Origin of the sequence: Aeromonas sp. SrichE-2G (assembly GCF_017939565.1) — a bacterium.
Taxonomy (GTDB): Bacteria; Pseudomonadota; Gammaproteobacteria; order Enterobacterales; family Aeromonadaceae; genus Aeromonas; species Aeromonas taiwanensis.
In genome coordinates this window covers 74,463-92,838 of the sequence record NZ_JAGKRG010000020.1, presented here as the reverse complement: position 1 = coordinate 92,838, position 18,376 = coordinate 74,463, and the positions used below count along the sequence as shown (strand labels likewise).

Below are 18,376 nucleotides of genomic sequence, written 5' to 3'. Positions count from 1 at the left end.
AGAGCGCCAAGTCGCTGGTGATGGCGTATGCCAGATTGGAGGTGCAGATCTACCGGCCTAGAACAAATTCGATGATCTAGGCCGGAGGGTAAGAAAAGTTCATATATAAGTTACCAATATTCATTGGCAAATTCTTTGAAAAATCAACCTGTTTATATTAAGGCATCATTTTGTCCATATATGAATCTGATAGGCTAAATACTACTCCATCATCATTTTTAATTATTTTTAACCATGGTTCATCGATTACTGGTTTATTCCGTAATGCACGTGAAACATTCGTAGGCTCTTTCTTTTTCTTGTCTCTAGATAGGAGGTTATTATTAATTGTTCTTGTTATTTCTGCGCCATTGGCACTCTCTATTCCATTTTCTCTTAAGTGAACAAGAGCTTTTAATATAAGGGACGAGTAGCTTTCACTTCTTGAGTGTTGTTTTTCTACTTTAGTATTTAAACTATCCACAGTATTAGGTGTTTTTGCGCTTCCACGAACAGAGTCAAGAGCGCTTCTATACAGCATTGGAATCTTGTAGGAAAACGTTGACTTGTCCTTTTTATTTTTAATTTTACCGAAGAAACCAATTCCAGCTAGTTCCTCTGCTCTATATTTAGCTGTTTCAATATCAACGTTCCATATCGCGGATAATGGTTCTACGGTATATTCAGTCTTACCACCCCTCAATTTTTCCATGTATGCAACTAAATGAGGGTATTCTGCACACAAAGTTTTCTCATATTTTGTTTTTGATACAACCCCTATAGCCTCTTTAAATACAGAGCGTTCAAAGAGAATTGAGCCTAGAGGTTCAACTTCATTTCTTTCTAATCTTTTAATTTGAATCTCTTTGGCGCATTCAAACATATGGATTATTTCTCTTGGTGCAGAAACATCAAGTCCATCTTTCAGGCGAGAAATAATCCAATCCATCGTATATGGATTTTTACCTGACTCTATTTTATCAGGTAGTATTCTATATAGAAGCTCTTTCTGGTTTTCAATTGATAACCCTAGAACATCATCTTCTACACCTAAATAACTCAAGATATTTTTGTTTTTAGTAACACGTTTAAAGATTAGATTTAATAATCCATTGTCGTCCCAAGTGATAGAACTTTCTTTTATGATGTGACTCGCCTCTGAAAATCTGCTATCTCCAGATATTCTCCGCCATATATCATCTCTAACAAATATTTTCATCCTTATTTGTTCAAAGCTTTTCATATCGTTATAAGTGAGGAAAAGCGCTCTGATTGCATTTTTTTCTAGCTCGAGAGATTCGGCAAATGCAACATCTAATCTATCAAATGCAACCCATGCCTTTTTACCACGCTGTTCAAGAGCATCATTAACAATTGTAAGGTATTCGTTAACCCATAATAAAAGATCACTTTTCCTGTCGCGTCTCTCATAGCTAGATTTACGGCTAATGGTAGTCGGTAGTCCTGAGGAAGGATCAATTGTAAGTGTATGCTCAACAGCGGAGGGTTCACCTTCTATAACTCTTAATGCGAAATCCTTTATAAGATGAAACACACTCTGTATTGAAAATCGCTTAGGTAAGATACCAGCCTTCCCTAGAGCATCTCTTAGTGCAGATGTTTCTGCTGTATGTAGATCCTTTTTGTCTAACTCGTTTACAAGTAATGCAATTATATATAGCTTCCAAAGGTAGATAATGGTTTCGACAGAAGGGACAGTTTCACTGTCCAAAGTTTTAAATACTGTAGCACCTTTCATATTGTCTGCTGCAATACATAAAATATCATGGCTGTCTTCTCTACTATGCTCGAACAAAAGACAAAACAAGGCACTCTTACCTGTCCCTTTTGCGCCAACAACAATATCAATATCATCTTTGAGCAATCGTTGCCATTGCTCCGTTTCAACAAAATATGCAGAGAGTTCTGTTCGCTCATCCTCTGCTACTCGTTTACCAAAGTTGATTTTTTTTAGAATGTCTAATTTTGTTTGCCTCATACCCCCTCCTCAAAAAAGACTAATATGCTTACAAATAAGGATTGTAAATTTATATCACAAAGATAAATGTGAGACACATAGCTTTCTAAGGCTGTAGGTTCGATTAGCGAAGCGTAATCGGACGATCGCGTAATCGGACGTTCACAAAGGCATAACCCTTGACGGCTTTACTCCAATCCTCCCAACATCCCATCCACCGACCCGCACCAATCCCGCGGATAGATGCCGCTTGCCACGTAACGATGGAAGGTGGAATACGGCCAATCGGCCACCCGGGTGACATGACAATGCTTGAGGAGGTTGATATGGACGTAATCAATATGGTGGATTCTGCTCATCCCGGATCAGGTGTTCCCAATAATGGCGTTGCCAGATGCCCCGCTCCCCGTGGCGGAAGCGGTATGGCTGCGCCGCTAGTTCACCGGCAAGGCGCGGGAAAAGTGGCTTTTGATCAGCCGCCAACGCAGCGGGAAATCGGTGTCCCCCTCCGGCAAGGAGAGGATGCAGTGGAGATGGTCGGGCAGCATCACCCAGGCGTGGATGGCGAAGGGGTGAGCCTGTTGCACCTTGGCGACGCTGAGACGCAGCAGGTCGATCTGCTCCACCAGCAGCCGGTTGTTGCGCCGTTCCAGCAGGTTGACGGTAAAGAACCAGGTTCCACCGAGACACCACGCCCGTCGCCAGTTGGCCATGCTGTTCTCTTCCCTTGTGGTGAAAACCAAGGATAACCTAGGAGGGATTTGATGACTTGAGTTGCAGGGTACGGGAACCTGGGGTGACACGATGGCCTGATGACGCGATCGTCCGATTACGCTTCGCTAATCGAACCTACGCAATAAAAAACGGTGGGGAACGAGGGAGGGAGATCAGAAACCCGGCCACTGACGGGGCGCGGCGGCCGGGTGAATTGTAAAGAGTAGGGTGACAGGTAAATCCGGGTATCAGCCTAGTCTAATCAACTCGATGGGCGCGTAACGCTCTTGGGAGTTGGTCAGCAGCACGCACTTCTCGTGCTCCGCCTCGTAGGGGCTCAGGTGGTCGGTGTGGGCCTCCTTCAGGGTGTCGACGGCGCCGGTGGCGGCGATCATGACGCGCTGGCCCAGGGTCAGCACATTGCGGTTCCGATCATAGATCTTCATGGCATTCTCCTTTCGGGTGGGTGTCCCGGCCCGTGCCGGGAACAACGGCCCCAGACTACTCCCATGAAAAATGCGATGCCTGTCACAGATCAAAAAAGGGGCAGGGAGAGGCGCACAGGGGGCGCATCCGTTTCGTGTCGCCAGCCATCTCCTGTCGCAACTCATGCCCGCTTTTTGCTGCCACGGGCTCGAACTGCAAAAGGGATGCGCTATAGTGGAGGCCGCTCGTTTATCCGCCTTCAACCAACCGAGAGTGCATTATGAATCGTGAGATTGCTGCCCAGTTTATCAAGATGCTGACCAACCTCGACCAGTGCCTGGCCAAGGCTGAAGCCCACGCCGAGGCGAAGCAGTTCAATGTGGAGAACTTCTTCAATGAGCGCCTGATCGTGGACATGCTGCCCTTCTCCAAGCAGGTGCTGATCTGCTGCGACAGCGCCCGTGCCCTGGTGGCCACCGCCAGCCTGAGCGAGCCGCCGGTGCTGGGGGACGATCCCAAGACCATGGCGGATCTGCGCGCCCACGTGGCCAAGACCATCGCCTATCTGCAGAGCAAGCTGGACGCCGACTTCAGCCAGTACGCGAGCGGCCACTACACCCCCTACTGGGCCGGTGGCAAGGGGATGGACGGCCACACCTGCGTTCATGAGTACGGTATTCCCAACTTCTACTTCCACCTCACCATGACCTACGCCCTGCTGCGCCAGGCCGGGGTGGATCTCGGCAAGCGCGACTACCTGGGCGGCCTGAACCTGAAATAAGAACCCATCCAATCAGGCTATTTGACTCGCCATGTTGAACCCGGGCAGTGCTCGACATCCTCAGGGACTCCAGTACGCGCCGGTTGCTGCGCGCTGGCTGTGTCCGCACTGCCTTCGACAATCATGCCTATGGGGATAGGTCGTAAATCGCGGTCTGCCCAATGAAGAGAGCCTGCCACTGTGGCAGGCTCTCTTCATTGGGGCTGGCGAAGGGCCGCGGGTCATTCGTTCGGGATCTCGGGCTCCACCAGGGCGGCGAGCTGGAGGAGGGACTCCTGCCAGCCGAGGTAGCACATGGCCACCGGGATCTGCTCGGGGATCCCCGCCTGTTCGATGGCAAGGTCGGTGCCGCACAGCACCTGGGTCAGGGTGATGGTGACCCGCATCTCCCCCGGCAGGTTGGGATCGTCGAAGCGGTCGGTGTAGCGGATGAGGCTGCCCGGCTCCAGCGCGAGATACTCGCCGCCGAAGGCGTGGCTGTGGCCGCTGCCAAAGTGGGTGAACGCCATCCTGAAGCGGCCGCCGACCCGGGCCTCCAGGGATTCCACCCGGCAGGTGAAGCCGTGGGGCGGCAGCCACTTGGCAAGGGCCTCCCCTTCGATAAAGGCGCGGTAGACCCGCAGCGGTGGCGCCTTGAGGACGCGATGCAGCGTCACTGTTCCTGTGCTCATATTGGGTTCCTTCTCTGTGGTGTCGGAGCAAGGATAGTCGCTCGGGGGAAGGGCAACCGGGGGTCGGGAGTTGTGGCGCCCCCATGAAGAGGTCAGCTTGCAGTCAGGCGCCGCGCATCCTGGTCGCCATCAGTGACTGCATTTACCGCAGGCGCGTCCTCCTCTGTCAGGCACGCTTGCACGCACTCCATGAATACCCGCATGGCGGGGCTGACAAACTTGCCGGCGTGGTGGGCGCACAGGGCCGTGATGACGAGGGGCGTGGGGGAGAAGGGCAGCTCCTGCAGCTCCCCCGAGTTCAGCTCCCGCTCGACGGCGAAGCGGGGCAGGAAGGAGACGCCGAGGTTGCTGGCCACGCAGCGCTTGATGCTCTCTATGCTCCACAGCTCTATGGTGCCGTCCAGGGTGATGGCGCGCTGGCGAAGGGTGCTCTCGAACAGCTGGCGGAAGATGCACTGGGGCTCGTTGATGATGAAGCTGACCGGCAGGTGCTGATCCGGGCGGGTGAAGTCGATACCGCTGAGGGCGGGAGAGGCTACCAGCACCAGGGGTTGCTCGCCAAAGCTCTCCATCTGCAGGGCGGCATCGTTGCCGACCCGGTAGAAGATGCCGAGATCGGCCTCGTCCGCCAGCAACGCATCACGAATGACGTAGCAGTTCAGGGACTGGAGCGACAGGCGCACTCCCGGAGCCAGCCGCTTGAAGCGCTCGAGCACCGCCGGCATCTTGTAGGCCAGCAGGGTTTCGCCGATGGCGACCCTGAGCTCGCCGTTCGGCTCGGCGTCCTGCTGCGCCGCCTGGCGCAGACCCGCCATCACCCGGATCATCTCGTGCACATGGGGCATGATATTCTGCCCGGCCTTGGTCAGGCACATGCGACGCCCTATTTTTTCGAACAGTTGCAGCGAAAGCTCCTGCTCCAACTGCTGGATATGGAAGGTTACCGTCGACTGGGTGCAGCAGAGCTTGCGGGATGCCTTCATGAAGGAGCCCTCCTCGATCACCGTCTTGAGGGTAATGAGACGTCGCAGATCCATGGGGACTCCAATTCATCGAAATGGTTGAATTTAGAATGCTAAAACATTCGATTTTTTGATGCCAGTGGCCGCGTTAAGGTATCACTCCCATTCGGAGAAACACCATGACCTCGACCCTTGTCAGCGCATTTTTAACCTACACCCTGATCACGGCCATGACGCCGGGACCGAACAACATCCTGGCCCTGAGCGCCGCCAATCAGCATGGTCTGCGCCGCAGTAGCCGGGTGCTGGCGGGCATGAGTGCGGGCTTCCTGCTCATCATGCTGCTGTGTGCCCTGTTCACCTTCACCCTCATCAGCCTCTCCCCCGCGCTGGTTGGTTGGCTCAGCTGGGCTGGGGCGGCCTATGTGCTCTGGCTGGCCTGGCGCATCGCGACCAGCGGCTCCAACCTGTCGAGCACAGATGGAGCCTTGCCCGGCTTCTGGACCAGCTTCTGGCTGCAGTTCGTGAACGTGAAGATCATCCTCTACGGCATCACGGCGCTCTCCACCTTCGTGCTGCCCCACACCACAGAACTCGTCTGGGTGCTGGGCGTCAGCCTGCTGCTGGCGCTGATCGGCACCTTGGGGAACCTCTGCTGGGCCCTGGCGGGTCACCTGTTGCAGCCTCTGTTCCAGCGCCATGGCCGCATCCTGAACCTGACCCTGGCGGCCCTGCTGGTTTACTGTGCGGTTCGGATGCTGATCTGATCGGACGCAGGCCGGGGCTGCGTCGCAGTTGTTCGCTAATGCAGTGATTTTTCATCGGATTTTGAAGGAGTTGATCAAGGTAGAGGTTATTGCGGTCGTTCGCTCATATAATCGCCGCCATGGACGCGACTCGGAAGGATTCGATGACACAGCTGATGGCGGCCCTGCTGGGGCTGTTTTACGCCGGCCTGATCTGGGCGGCGCCCGTTCCCTTCGTGGCCGTTCCGGCCAGTCTCTCCCCGACACAGGCCAGGATGGAGCCGTTGCTCTCCTGGTTCGCGGGGGAATTTTCCAGCCAGGAGCAGGCCGGTTATGACAAGCGCTTCACCAGCGCCGAGCTGCGGCTGGTGGAGATCTGGCCCGGGGAGGGCCCCTTTCGCTGGGTCTATGCGGAGCAGTTTCTGACCGAGCGGGCGCAGCGACCGTTTCGCCAGCGCATCTACCGTTTCTCCCCCTTGCCCGATGGCCGCATTCTGATGGCCGAGCTGACCATGCCGAGGGCCACCGACTTCGCCGGTGCCTGGCGCCAGCCCGAACTGCTCGATTCCCTCACCCCCCAGCAACTCTCCCTGCGGGAGGGGTGCGAGATCTGGCTGACCCGGGAGCCGGGCGGGGAATACAGGGGGAGTAGCCGGGTTGGCCGCTGTGCCACCGACTTTGGCGGCGCCACCACCCTGGTGCAGTACCTCTGGATCGGGCCGGACAGCGTCAGGCTGCTGGACCGGGCCTATGACAACGGCGCCCGCCAGCGCTGGGGCAGCCCGGGGGAGGGGTACGTCTACCTGCGCAAGGGGACCCGGCGCGGGGAGTAGCGGTTCAGGCGGGGAGATCCAGCTCGCGGCGATGCTCGCTGGATGATGCCAGCGGATGCGGCCGCCTCTGCTCTCTATACCACTCCCAGCCAGTGCGCCTGCAGGTCGAGCAGGATGGAGAGGCTGACCGCGCCGAACAAGAGGCCGGTGACCAGGTTGAGGGGGCGCTGGATGCGGCCGAGCAGGCGCTGGGCCCGGACGGTGGAGAGGCTCCAGGCCAGGGCGCCGAACCAGACAAGGGAGAGCAGGAACAGCTCCAGGATCAGCAGGCCCCGGGTCAGGCCGTCCACCTGGGGCGTCACCATGGCGGCCAGCAGCCCCATGAAGAACAGCAGCGCCTTGGGGTTGAGCAGATTGGTGGCCAGCCCCCGTTTCACCCCCTTGCGCCAGCCCGGTCGCTCGTTGCCTGCCTGCAGCACGGCATCCCCCGACCCCTGCCAGGCCGCCTTCAGCGCCCCCCAGCCGAGCCAGCCCAGATAGAGGGCGCCCACCACCTTCACCGCGAGAAAGAGCCAGGGCTGGCTCGCGATCAGCAGGCTGATGCCGGTCAGGCTCAGGGTGGCGTGCAGCAGGATGGCGAGGGCGATGCCTAGGGCCGCCCCGAGGGCGGTGGGCCTGTGCAGGCTGGTGCGCAGGATGAGCGCGAAATCCGGGCCCGGGCTCGCCAGGGCGACGAGGTGGACGAGACCCAGGGTCAGAAACAGGCTGGTGAACATAAAAGACCTCCGACAGCGGTATGGAGGTGACAGCATGGGGCAGGACGGGGGGCGCTGGATTGTAAAAGATTGCAGCGACGACGATCAGGCGGGCAGCATCTGCTGGCGGTACTCCGCCGGGGTGAGCCCGAAGGCCTGACGAAAACCGTGGTGGAAGTGGCTCTGATCGAAGAAACCGACGGCGAGCGCCACCTCGCTCACCGGCAGGCCGCTGCCAAGCAGGCGCTTGCCCTGCTCGAGGCGCAGCCGCTTGAGCCAGGCGTAGGGGGTCATGCCGGTCTTCTTCTTGAACTGACGCAGGAAGGCGAAGCGATCCAGTCCGAACAGGGCGGCCAGGTCTTCCAGACTGTGGCGCTCGTCCAGCCGGGCCATCAGATGGTCGCGCAGGTATCTGAGCTGGGGATCCGCCAGGGCGTGGCGCTCGGGGGCGAGCCGGAAGAGCTCGCCGAGCAGGGCCAGCAGCTGGCTCTCCGCCAGCAGGCCGTCGGGGTTTGATTGATCCAGATACATGTGCAGACGGGCGAAGCCCTGATAGAGGTCGGGGCGACTCTGCAGCCCCTTGTCGAAGAAGGGCTCCGGGTGCTCCGGCAGCCAGCGGGCCAGCTGCTCCGGGGCGATGGCGAACACCCGCACCTCGTACCCTTCCGGCAACAGGCTCAGGCCGTCGTGCATCTCGTCCGGGTTGACGGTGGAGAGCTCGCCCCGCACCAGGTTGTGGCTGCTGCCCTTGTGGATGAACTTCTGGCCGCCCTGCTGCACCAGACCGATGTGGTAGTCCAGGTGCACGTGGCGGCCATAGCTGAACTCCCTGTGGTGGGAGTGGGAGAGTTCAACCCCCGGCAACAGCCGGGATTGCCAGTAGTGGATGCGGGATTGGGGTGCGTTCATCCCCTATAGATACCCCGAAAGCCGCCCCTTGGCTTGTAGATTATTGCGCCGGCGCCTCAGCCGGCCTCCTGGCGCCGCTTGCCGCTGCGCAGACCGTCCAGGCTGAACAGTACCAGAGCGCTCCAGATGCAGCCGAAGGTGATCATCTTGTCCAGCGCCAGCGCCTCGCCATACAGGGTCACCGCCAGGATGAACATCAGGCTGGGGCCTATGTACTGGAAGAAGCCCAGGGTGGAGAGCTTGAGCCGGGTGGCCGCGGCGGTGAAGCAGAGCAGGGGCGCCGTGGTGACGGCCCCGGCGGCGATGAGCAGCAGGTTCAGGTGCCAGTCATTCTGGGTGAGGTGGCTGGTGGGGCTGTCGGCGATGCCCCACAGATAGAAGGCGGCTGGCGGCAGCATGATCAGGGTCTCGATGAGCAGGCCGGTGAGGGCATCCAGCGCCAGCTTCTTGCGAATGAGGCCATAGATGGCAAAGCTCGAGGCGAGCACCAGGGCGATCCAGGGCAGGGAGCCGAATGCGATGAGCTGGACGGCGACACCGACAAAGGCGAGCCCGACCGCCCACCACTGCAGCCGACGCAGCTTCTCGCTCAGAAACACCATGCCGAGCAGCACGTTGAACAGGGGGTTGATGTAGTAGCCGAGGCTGGCATCCAGCATGTGGCCGTTGTTGATGGCCCAGATGAACAGCAGCCAGTTGCCGCCGACGGTGACCGAGGTGAAGGCCAGGGTGAGCAGTACCCTGGGCTGGCGCAGCACCGCCTGCACCTTGTGCCACTGGCGACCGAGCAGGACCAGCACCATCAGCAGGGCGCAGGACCAGATCATGCGGTGAGTCAGGATCTCGGCGGCCGGCACGGCGGACAGGGACTTGAAGTAGATGGGAGCCAGGCCCCAAAGGGTATAGGCGCCGAGGGCATAGAGGACGCCCTGGCGCTGAACGTGTTGTTGCATGTGGATAGCCTTCACTGGAGAGCGGATGTCGGGGAACATCGCAAAAAGTCAGTGTAGCGATCCTTTTGAGGGGAAAGAAGACAATAAATGGGTCCGATGGGGCTTTGGCAGCAGAAACGGGGTCAGCGGCCGCCCCCGCGGCGTATCTTCTCCACATCCAGCAGCAGCCACAGCATGAGCGCGATGGCGGAGATCCAGGGGCCCCAGGTCACATAGGCCTCGCCCTGTCCCAGGATGAAGAACAGGAGCGGCAACCCTACGACCAGAAACAGTACACTTCCCAGAAAAAACAGCATTTTTATCTTTAAATTTAATGGCTTGCTATTTGACGATTATATCGATTGGGCGCGTGGATAAAAGCGTAAAAACGAGAAAGGGGGATTTCTCCCCCTTTCTTGTCGGCAAGCGTCATTTACGACGTTATTCGAGCTGGATCCAGGTGCTTTTCAGCTCGGTGTACTTCTCCAGCGCGTGCAGGGACTTGTCGCGGCCGTTGCCGGACTGCTTGAAGCCGCCGAACGGCATGGTCATGTCGCCCCCGTCCCAGTTGTTGACGAAGACGGTGCCGGCGCGCAGGGCGCGGGAGCCCTTGACCGCCTTGTTGAGATCCGCCGTCCAGATCGCCGCCGCCAGACCGTAGTCGGTGTCGTTGCCGAGCGCGATGGCCTCTTCCAGGGTGTCGAAGCCGGTCACCGCCAGCACGGGGCCGAAGATCTCCTCCCGGAAGATGCGCATCTCCGGGGTTACGTCATCGAAGATGGTGGGCTCGATGTAGAAGCCGCCGCTCTCGGTCTGGGTGCGCTTGCCCCCCAGCAGCAGCTTGGCACCTTCCTGCTGGCCGATAGCGATGTAGTTCAGTACCTGCTCCATCTGGATGCTGTCCACCATGGCGCCGATGCGGGTGGAGGGATCCAGGGGGTTGGCCGAGACCCACTCGCGGGCGTGGGCCAGCAGCCGCTCCATGAACTGCGGCTTGATGCTGTTTTGCACCAGCAGGCGGGAGGCGGCGGTGCACACTTCCCCCTGGTTGTAGAAGATGGCGCCCACGGCGCTTCTGGCGGCGGCATCCAGGTCCGGCGCGTCCGCCAGTACGACGTTGGGGCTCTTGCCACCACACTCCATGAAGGCGCGCTTGAGGTTCGACTTCCCGGAGCACTGCACCAGGTGTTTGCCGATCTTGGTTGAGCCGGTGAAGGTGATGCAGTCCACGTCCATGTGCATGGCCAGCGCCTCGCCAACGGTGTGGCCGAAGCCGGGCAGCACGTTGAAGACACCGTCCGGAATGCCCGCCTCTTTCGCCAGACCCGCGATGCGCAGGGCGGTGAGGGGGGACTTCTCGGAAGGTTTCAGGATCACCGAGTTGCCGGTGGCGAGCGCCGGGCCCAGCTTCCAGCAGGCCATCACCAGCGGGAAGTTCCAGGGCACGATGGCGGCCACGACGCCGAGGGGCTCCCGGGTCACCAGGGCCAGGGCGGCTTCCTCCACAGGGGCGACCTGATCGTAGATCTTGTCGATGGCCTCGGCGTTCCAGGCGATGCAGTTGGCGGCGGCGGGGGCGTCATACCCCATGGCGTCACCGATGGGCTTGCCCATGTCCAGGGACTCCAGCAACGCCAGCTCCACCAGATTGAGGCGCATCAGCTCGGCGAAACGCTGCAGGGTCAGCTTGCGCTGCTTGGGGGAGAGGCCGCACCAGCGCTTGTCGTTGAAGGCGGCGCGGGCCGCCTGGACCGCCAGCTCGGCGTCGTCGGCGTCGCAGGAGGCGACCCGGGTCAGCAGCTGGCCGTTGGCCGGGTTGATGCAGTCGAAGGTGGCGCCATTGATGGCGTCCCGATAACTGCCGTCGATAAAGGCCTGCGAGGGCAGGGTCAGATGGGCGGCCTTGTGTTGCCACTGGGCCAGGGTCAGGTCACTCATGTTCACTCCTTGAACCGGTCTTAAGTCAGTTCCCGCGTATCAATATGCTAAACATCCTGCCGCTTGTAAATCCATCTTGTAACAATTCGTTAAACACTGCCCCCTGTCATCACCGCTGGCGACCGCTTCGGTCGCAATGACGGAACGCGAGCATGGCTCCCGTCAATGGCGGTCTGGGCCCCGGTTTTAGCCGCGCTGTCAGGGAGTTGGCACTCCCCGGGTTAGCGGGCGCAGCAGGTTGTTCTTAGAAGCTGGCGGGGGTGTTGGCGGAGATGAGCACGCACTCCTGCTCCCCCACGTTGCGAAAGCGGTGCGGGGTGCGGCTGTCGAAGTAGTAACCGTCCCCCGGCGTCAGCAGATAGACCTGCTCGCCGACGGTCACCTCCACCTCGCCCCGGATGATGATGCCGCACTCTTCCCCTTCGTGGCTCAGCATGTCGTCGCCGGTGTCGGCGCCCGGGGGCAGGATCTCCTGCATCATGCCGATGGCCCGGTTGGCGCGGCTGTGGCCCACCAGGCGGTAGCTGATGGGGTGAGTGCCGAGATCCGGCATGTCGTCCGCACGGAAGATCACCTCGGAATCCATCTCCGTCTCGTCGGTGAAGAAGCTGGCCAGGGACATGGGGATGCCTTCCAGCACCTTGCGCAGGGAGGCCACGGAGGGGCTCACCTGATTCTTTTCGATCTGGGAGATAAAGCCGTTGGTCACACCGGAGCGTTTGGCCAGCTCGCGCTGGGAAAGGGCCGCCTTGGTGCGAACCGCCTTGAGGCGGTGACCGATATCCATCGATAGACACTCCTTGACTGTTTACTATTATTAAAATTGTGTTAAATATCTTATACCACCCCTGAGGGGTGACACCAAGCGGGGCGATAAAAGCCCTTTTTTATGGATTCAGGTGTTTAATTTAATAGGCAAGAGCCGGGTGTTACTAAACGCCTTAAGGATGAGGTGACCATGAAACCTGTCAGCGACATCAATACCCCCGACATGTCCGCCTTCTGGATGCCCTTTACCGCCAACCAGCAGTTCAAGGCGGCGCCGCGCATCCTGAAGTCGGCAGAAGGGATGTATTATCACTCAGAGGATGGCCGCAAGATACTGGATGGCACTGCGGGCCTCTGGTGTTGCAACGCGGGCCATGGTCGGCGCGAGATTGCCGAGGCGGTCTCCCAGCAGATCTCCCACCTCGATTTTGCCCCAACGTTCCAGATGGGTCACCCCCTGCCGTTCGAACTGGCCAACCAGCTGGTGGAGATCGCCCCCAAGGGCTTCGGCCATGTCTTCTATACCAACTCAGGTTCGGAGTCCGTGGACACGGCACTCAAGATCGCCCTGGCCTGGCAGCGAGCTCGTGGCCAGGGTACCCGCACCCGGCTGATTGGCCGCGAGCGAGGCTACCATGGTGTCGGCTTCGGTGGCATCTCTGTGGGCGGCATCCCCGGCAACCGCAAGTGGTTCGGCTCCCTGCTGACCGGGGTGGATCATCTGCCCCACACTCTCAACATCGCCAGGAATGCCTTCACCAAGGGGCTGCCGGAGGAAGATCTCAGCCTGGCTGACGAGCTGGAGAAGATCGTCTTCCTGCACGACGCCAGCAACATCGCGGCGGTGATCGTCGAGCCCATCGCCGGCAGCACGGGTGTCATCATGCCGCCCAAGGGCTACCTCAAGCGGCTGCGGGAGATCTGTACCAAACACGGCATCCTGCTCATCTTCGACGAGGTGATCACCGGTTTCGGCCGCCTGGGCTCTCCCTTCGCCGCCCAGGAGTTCGACGTCATCCCCGACATGATCACCTGTGCCAAGGGGCTCACCAACGGGGCCATCCCCATGGGGGCTGTGCTGGTGCAGAACCACATCTATGACGACATGATGGCGGCGGGCAAGGGAGCCATCGAGCTGTTCCACGGCTACACCTACTCCGGCCATCCGGTGGCGGCCGCCGCGGGCCTCGCGACCCTCGAGATCTATCGCAAAGAGAACCTGCTGAGTCGCGCCGCCGATCTGGCGGGCTACTGGGAGGAGGCGGCCCATTCGCTGAAGGGCTGCAAGCACGTGAAGGACGTGCGCAACTACGGGCTGGTGGCGGGCATCGAACTGGAGCCCATGCCCGATGCACCGGGCAAGCGCGCCTACGAGGTGTTCGTGCGCTGCTTCGAGAAGGGGGCGCTGATCCGGGTGACCGGCGACATCATCGCCCTGTCGCCCCCCCTCATCATCGAGCGCAGCCAGATCGACGATCTCTTCACCCTGCTGCAGGACGCCCTGCAGGCCCAGGACTGACCCCTTTATCGCACTGGATGGTGCCCGCCCCGGGCGCCATCTCCCTGTGCCGCCCCCGACGCGGCGAGGGGAGGACGGATGACCCATCACGGAGGATTTATGAGTTACAGGATCGACAACTTCATCGACGGCGAGACGACCGAGAGTCGCAGCGAACGTTTCGGCGCCATCTTCAACCCGGCCACCGGCCAGCAGCAGGGCTCCGTCGTCCTCTCCACTGCCGCCGAGTGTGCCGAGGCGATCGCCAGTGCCGAACGTGCCTTTGCCGACTGGTCCCAGACCCCGCCCCTGGTGCGCGCCCGGGTGCTGTTCCGCTTCAAGGAGCTGATGGAGCAGCACAGGGACGAGCTGGCCCAGCTCATCAGCCGCGAGCACGGCAAGGTCTTCTCCGACGCCCAGGGTGAACTGACCCGGGGTCTGGAGGTGGTGGAGTTTGCCTGCGGTATTCCCCATCTGCTCAAGGGGGAGCACTCCCTCAACGTGGGCCGCGGGGTGGACAGCCATTCCATGATGCAGCCGGTGGGGGTGTGCGCCGGCATCACGCCGTTCAACTTCCCTGCCATGGTGCCGCTCTGGATGTTCCCGGTGGCGCTGGCCTGCGGCAACACCTTCATCCTCAAGCCCTCGGAGAAGGATCCGTCCCTCTCTCTGCGCATGGCCGAGCTGCTCAAGCAGGCGGGCCTGCCGGACGGGGTGCTCAACGTGATCAACGGCGACAAGGAGGTGGTGGACGTGCTGCTGACCGACCCGCGGGTCGGTGCCGTGTCGTTTGTGGGCTCCACCCCCATCGCCCAGTACATCTATGCCACCGCCTCGGCTCACGGCAAGCGGGTGCAGGCCCTGGGCGGCGCCAAGAACCACATGGTGGTGATGCCGGACGCGGATCTCGATCAGGCGGTCTCCGCCCTGATGGGGGCGGCCTATGGCGCCGCCGGCGAGCGCTGCATGGCGATCTCGGTGGCCGTGGTGGTGGGTGACGAGACTGCCGACGCCCTGGTCGCGAAGCTGTCGCCCCTGGTGGCGGCCCTGCGGGTCGGGCCGGGCCTCGGTCAGAGTCCGGAGAACGAGATGGGGCCCCTCATCAGCCGCGAGCACCTGGCCAAGGTGCGCGGTTATGTGGATCAGGGGGTGGCCGAGGGGGCCGAGCTGGTGGTAGATGGCCGTGGGGTGAGTCACGGTGAGGGCTACTTTATCGGGGGCAGCCTGTTCGACCGGGTGGCGCCCGAGATGCGCATCTACCGGGAGGAGATCTTCGGCCCCGTGCTCGCCATCGTGCGGGCACCGGACTACGAGACGGCGCTGCGCCTCATCAACGAACACGAGTACGGCAACGGTACCGCCATCTTCACCTGCGACGGGGATACCGCAAGGGACTTCACCACACGGGTTCAGGTCGGTATGGTAGGGGTGAACGTTCCCATTCCGGTGCCCATGGCGTTTCACAGCTTCGGTGGCTGGAAGCGGTCCATCTTCGGGCCGCTCAACATGCACGGGCCGGATGGGGTGCGCTTCTACACCCGGATGAAGACGGTGACTGCCCGCTGGCCCCAGAGCCTGCGCGCTGGCGCCGAGTTCTCCATGCCGACCATGAAATGATCAACATGCAGCAGCTAGCCCGGACATGGCCCGGCGGAAGGGATCCGCCGGCGTGCCCGCTATCCCTGTGAAGGAGTGACAGATGCGACTGGGTATTCTCGATTGTGACCGGCTGGACCCCGATTTGGTGGGGGATTTCGGCCCCGTTTACTCCGAGATGTTTATCAAGGGTTTCCGGGCGCTGGCGCCGGAACTGGAATTCCGGGTCTGGTCGGCGCTCGACGGCGAGCTGCCTGATGACCTGACCGAGTGCGATGCCTGGCTGATCACCGGCTCTCGCCACGACGCCTACAGCGACGTGCCCTGGATCCTGGCGCTGCGGGAGTGGATCCGCCGGGCCCACGACGCCAACGTCAAGCTGGCGGGGGTCTGCTTCGGCCATCAGGTGATCGCCCAGGCCCTGGGGGGCGAGGTGATGAAGTCCACCAAGGGGTGGGGGCTGGGTGTCTCGGTGCACGCCATGCAGGCGGTGAAACCCTGGATGGCGCCGGGGCTCGAGACCATCCGCATCCTGGCCAGCCACCAGGACCAGGTGGAGCAGCTGCCGCCGGGGGCGACCCTGCTGGCGGGCAATGACTTCTGCCCCAACTTCATGTTTTTGCAGGGGGACAACATAGTGGCCATTCAGGGCCACCCGGAGTTCTCGGTGGAATACAACCGTGCGCTGATCGAGCGGCGGCGGGACCGGCTGCCAGACGCACACTACCAGAGCAGCCTCTCCTCCCTGGAGGGGGAAGTGGACTCCGCCACCATGATGCAGTGGCTGCTGCAGTTCCTCGGCATCCTGCCGGTCGGGGTTGCCGCACACTGAGCCGCCGTTTGTCATATCCGCCGCGCTGATGCTAGATTTTGTAGCAAAATGAAGGATCAAGCGGCGATATGCCCAGTTCGGATGATACACTGGCCGCCATTTTTGGCGGCCTTGTCCATCAAGGACAGCCGCGCCAGCCTGTGAGGGTGCAACCTTGAAACTACAGCAGTTGAAGTATCTGATCGCGGTGCGGGACCACAATCTCAACGTCTCCGTCGCTTCCGATGCGCTCTATACCAGCCAGCCTGGGGTGAGCAAGCAGATCGGCTTGCTGGAGAGCGAGCTGGGGGTGCGTATCTTCGAGCGTCGCGGCAAGCACCTGCACCGGATCACCCCGGTGGGGGAGGAGATCATCAAGTGTGCCGAGGCCATGCTCAACATCGAGAGCAAGATCAAGGCCATCTCCCGGGAGTACCTGGATCCGACCGTGGGCACCCTCAACATCCACACCACCCACACCATCGCCCGTTACCTGTTGCCGAAAAGCGTCACCTACTTCACCAAGAAGTACCCCAAGATCTCGTTCCACCTGCATCCCGTGATGTCCGCCACCAAGGAGCAGATCAGCAAGGGATATTCGGATTTTTCCATCGTGGCCCACGAGATAGGCTTCGACAAGGAGCTGATCGCGCTGCCCGCCTACCTCTGGACCCTCTCCCTGGTGGTGCCGCAGGATCACCCCCTGGCCAAGGTGAAGAAGCCGACCCTGGAGCAGCTCTGCCAGTACCCCATCCTCAGCTACGAGAGCGGTGCAACCGGGCGCCAGGTGCAGGACAAGGTGTTTCAGGCCGCCGGCCTCACCCCCACTTACTACATGACAGTGATGGATGCCGGCGTCATCAAGCGCTACGTGGAGCTGGGCTTTGGCATCGGCATCATCTCCTCCCTGGTGGCCAACGACCACGACGCCCCCGGCCTCGTGGCCATCAACCTGGAGCACCTGTTCGAGCCCTGCCCGGCCCAGATCTGCTTCAGCAAGAGCATTCTCTTGCAGAACTACATGTATGACTTCATCAGCTCCTTCTCCCCTCATCTCACCAAGGAGATGATCCAGAACGTGATGCAACAGCCGACCCAGGCGCGCATCGACGAACTGCTGGCCGGGGTGGAACTGCCCGTCTACTGAACGCTCTCCCGTTGTCTGTCCGGCACCCCGGGTGCCGGCGCCTGCCCGCCCTGTCGAGGTTCCCATGTCCCGCATTCTGCTGCTCGCCAATCTCAACTGTGATCACGTCCTCTCCCTGGCCGAGCCTCTGGTGGCGGGGGCGCGGTTGCAATACGTGGATCAGGGTCGCCGGCTCGGGGGTGGTGCCGCCAACACCGGCATCGGGCTGGTCTGGGCCGGGCACGAGGTGATCATCGCCTCCCGGATCGGGCTGGACGAGACCGGCGACTGGCTGCTGGAGCAGGCGGCCTCCTATGGCCTGGACTGCAGCCACGTGGAGCGCTTCGGCGGCGAGACGGGGGAGCTGCTGGTGCTGGTGGATTCCACCGGGGAGCGCACCATACTGCGCCGTCCACGCCGCCCGGATCTGCCGGGGGATCTGCCGAGCGAGGGGGTGGACTGCCTCTATGTGAACTATCCCGGCACCGCCATCATCGGCTACATGCGCCAGATGCTGGGCAAGAGTTTCGTGGTGGCCCAGTACCCCAAGGGAGGGCAGGCGCGCCGCCCCTGCCACGTGCTGGTGGCCTCCCGCTCCGATCTCGGCGAGGTGAGCGACCCCTGGCAGCATGCCCGCCAACTCGCCGGCGAGCAGCTCGAATGGCTGGTGCTCACCGAGGGCAAGGCGGGGGCCGTGGCCATCCACGGTGAGGAGCAGGTGCGGGTGGCGGCGCGGCCGGTCTCCGTGGTCGACACCACGGGAGCGGGGGATGCCTTCGCCGGCGGCCTCATTCACGGCCTGGCACGCGGCATGGCGATGGGGGATGCCCTGCAGTGCGCGGTGGACTGGGGCGCCTTCGCGGTCGCCTCCGAGAGTTCCATCCCCTCCCAGGCCCTGAAGAACTGGCTGAAACATCCTCACTGAGCCCCTCTGACGGCAGGCCGCCCGGGCGACGGGAACCCTCCTCTCCCCGGCATGTTGACGCCGGAAACGGCCAAAACCCCGGGCCAAG

18 protein-coding genes and 1 pseudogene are annotated in these 18,376 nt (G+C 60.8%); 8 read left to right on the top strand and 11 right to left on the bottom strand.

Features of this window, described 5'->3' with window-relative positions; translation table 11 throughout:
- Window positions 1-157: 157 nt before the first annotated feature.
- From J9885_RS14695 to ydfZ, 3 genes and pseudogenes are all read right to left on the bottom strand, one after another.
- Entirely contained in the window at window positions 158-1,978 is a 1,821-nt protein-coding gene (locus J9885_RS14695; RefSeq protein WP_210549889.1) for a hypothetical protein, read from the bottom strand.
- Between the two features lie 167 nt (window positions 1,979-2,145).
- A pseudogene (locus J9885_RS20175) lies at window positions 2,146-2,670 on the bottom strand (transposase).
- A gap of 249 nt (window positions 2,671-2,919) precedes the next feature.
- On the bottom strand, window positions 2,920-3,117 hold the full coding sequence (gene ydfZ, locus J9885_RS14685) for a putative selenium delivery protein YdfZ (RefSeq protein ID WP_134695915.1): 198 nt from the start codon (window positions 3,115-3,117) through the stop codon (window positions 2,920-2,922).
- A 260-nt stretch (window positions 3,118-3,377) separates the two neighbouring features.
- On the opposite strand from ydfZ, the gene J9885_RS14680 reads away from it, so the two are divergent.
- The gene (locus J9885_RS14680) at window positions 3,378-3,878 is read left to right on the top strand and encodes a DUF1993 domain-containing protein (protein WP_210549888.1); all 501 of its coding nucleotides are present in this window, start codon (window positions 3,378-3,380) and stop codon (window positions 3,876-3,878) included.
- A gap of 221 nt (window positions 3,879-4,099) precedes the next feature.
- On the opposite strand, the gene J9885_RS14675 is transcribed toward J9885_RS14680, so the two are convergent.
- Both J9885_RS14675 and J9885_RS14670 read right to left on the bottom strand, forming a co-directional pair.
- On the bottom strand, window positions 4,100-4,549 hold the full coding sequence (locus J9885_RS14675) for an SRPBCC family protein (protein ID WP_210549887.1): 450 nt from the start codon (window positions 4,547-4,549) through the stop codon (window positions 4,100-4,102).
- Between the two features lie 92 nt (window positions 4,550-4,641).
- Window positions 4,642-5,586 (bottom strand): LysR family transcriptional regulator, encoded by a 945-nt coding sequence (locus J9885_RS14670; RefSeq protein WP_210549886.1) that lies wholly within the window; start codon window positions 5,584-5,586, stop codon window positions 4,642-4,644.
- Between the two features lie 104 nt (window positions 5,587-5,690).
- On the opposite strand from J9885_RS14670, the gene eamB reads away from it, so the two are divergent.
- Together eamB and J9885_RS14660 are read left to right on the top strand one after the other, a co-directional pair.
- On the top strand, window positions 5,691-6,278 hold the full coding sequence (eamB, locus tag J9885_RS14665) for a cysteine/O-acetylserine transporter (RefSeq protein WP_100861364.1): 588 nt from the start codon (window positions 5,691-5,693) through the stop codon (window positions 6,276-6,278).
- 143 nt (window positions 6,279-6,421) lie between these two features.
- Entirely contained in the window at window positions 6,422-7,090 is a 669-nt protein-coding gene (locus J9885_RS14660) for a chromophore lyase CpcT/CpeT (protein ID WP_210549885.1), read from the top strand.
- A gap of 74 nt (window positions 7,091-7,164) precedes the next feature.
- On the opposite strand, the gene J9885_RS14655 is transcribed toward J9885_RS14660, so the two are convergent.
- The 6 genes from J9885_RS14655 to J9885_RS14630 all read right to left on the bottom strand — a co-directional run bounded on the left by J9885_RS14655 (window position 7,165) and on the right by J9885_RS14630 (window position 12,351).
- Window positions 7,165-7,806 carry a LysE family transporter gene (locus J9885_RS14655; protein WP_210549884.1) on the bottom strand — a complete coding sequence of 214 codons (642 nt, stop codon included), beginning with the start codon at window positions 7,804-7,806 and terminating at the stop codon, window positions 7,165-7,167.
- Window positions 7,807-7,890: 84 nt separating this feature from the next.
- Window positions 7,891-8,694: an AraC family transcriptional regulator gene (locus J9885_RS14650; protein ID WP_210549883.1), complete on the bottom strand. Its 804-nt coding sequence runs from the start codon at window positions 8,692-8,694 to the stop codon at window positions 7,891-7,893.
- A gap of 56 nt (window positions 8,695-8,750) precedes the next feature.
- On the bottom strand, window positions 8,751-9,647 hold the full coding sequence (rarD, locus tag J9885_RS14645; protein WP_043763466.1) for an EamA family transporter RarD: 897 nt from the start codon (window positions 9,645-9,647) through the stop codon (window positions 8,751-8,753).
- 122 nt (window positions 9,648-9,769) lie between these two features.
- On the bottom strand, window positions 9,770-9,943 hold the full coding sequence (locus tag J9885_RS14640) for a hypothetical protein (protein ID WP_167332244.1): 174 nt from the start codon (window positions 9,941-9,943) through the stop codon (window positions 9,770-9,772).
- A gap of 124 nt (window positions 9,944-10,067) precedes the next feature.
- Complete coding sequence (locus J9885_RS14635) at window positions 10,068-11,564, bottom strand: aldehyde dehydrogenase (RefSeq protein WP_210549882.1); 1,497 nt, start codon at window positions 11,562-11,564, stop codon at window positions 10,068-10,070.
- Between the two features lie 244 nt (window positions 11,565-11,808).
- The gene (locus J9885_RS14630) at window positions 11,809-12,351 is read right to left on the bottom strand and encodes a cupin domain-containing protein (RefSeq protein ID WP_043763458.1); all 543 of its coding nucleotides are present in this window, start codon (window positions 12,349-12,351) and stop codon (window positions 11,809-11,811) included.
- Between the two features lie 171 nt (window positions 12,352-12,522).
- Between J9885_RS14630 and J9885_RS14625 the strand changes: the two genes are divergently transcribed.
- The 5 genes from J9885_RS14625 (at window position 12,523) to J9885_RS14605 (ending at window position 18,288) form a co-directional block, all read left to right on the top strand.
- Window positions 12,523-13,851, top strand: coding sequence for an aspartate aminotransferase family protein (locus tag J9885_RS14625; RefSeq protein WP_134695907.1), 1,329 nt, complete (start codon window positions 12,523-12,525; stop codon window positions 13,849-13,851).
- Window positions 13,852-13,950: 99 nt separating this feature from the next.
- Entirely contained in the window at window positions 13,951-15,447 is a 1,497-nt protein-coding gene (locus J9885_RS14620) for a CoA-acylating methylmalonate-semialdehyde dehydrogenase (protein ID WP_043763454.1), read from the top strand.
- A gap of 82 nt (window positions 15,448-15,529) precedes the next feature.
- Window positions 15,530-16,258: a glutamine amidotransferase gene (locus J9885_RS14615; protein WP_043763453.1), complete on the top strand. Its 729-nt coding sequence runs from the start codon at window positions 15,530-15,532 to the stop codon at window positions 16,256-16,258.
- A 154-nt stretch (window positions 16,259-16,412) separates the two neighbouring features.
- Complete coding sequence (locus tag J9885_RS14610; protein WP_043763451.1) at window positions 16,413-17,384, top strand: LysR substrate-binding domain-containing protein; 972 nt, start codon at window positions 16,413-16,415, stop codon at window positions 17,382-17,384.
- Window positions 17,385-17,448: 64 nt separating this feature from the next.
- Entirely contained in the window at window positions 17,449-18,288 is an 840-nt protein-coding gene (locus J9885_RS14605) for a PfkB family carbohydrate kinase (RefSeq protein ID WP_043763449.1), read from the top strand.
- The last annotated feature ends 88 nt before the right edge of the window (window positions 18,289-18,376 follow it).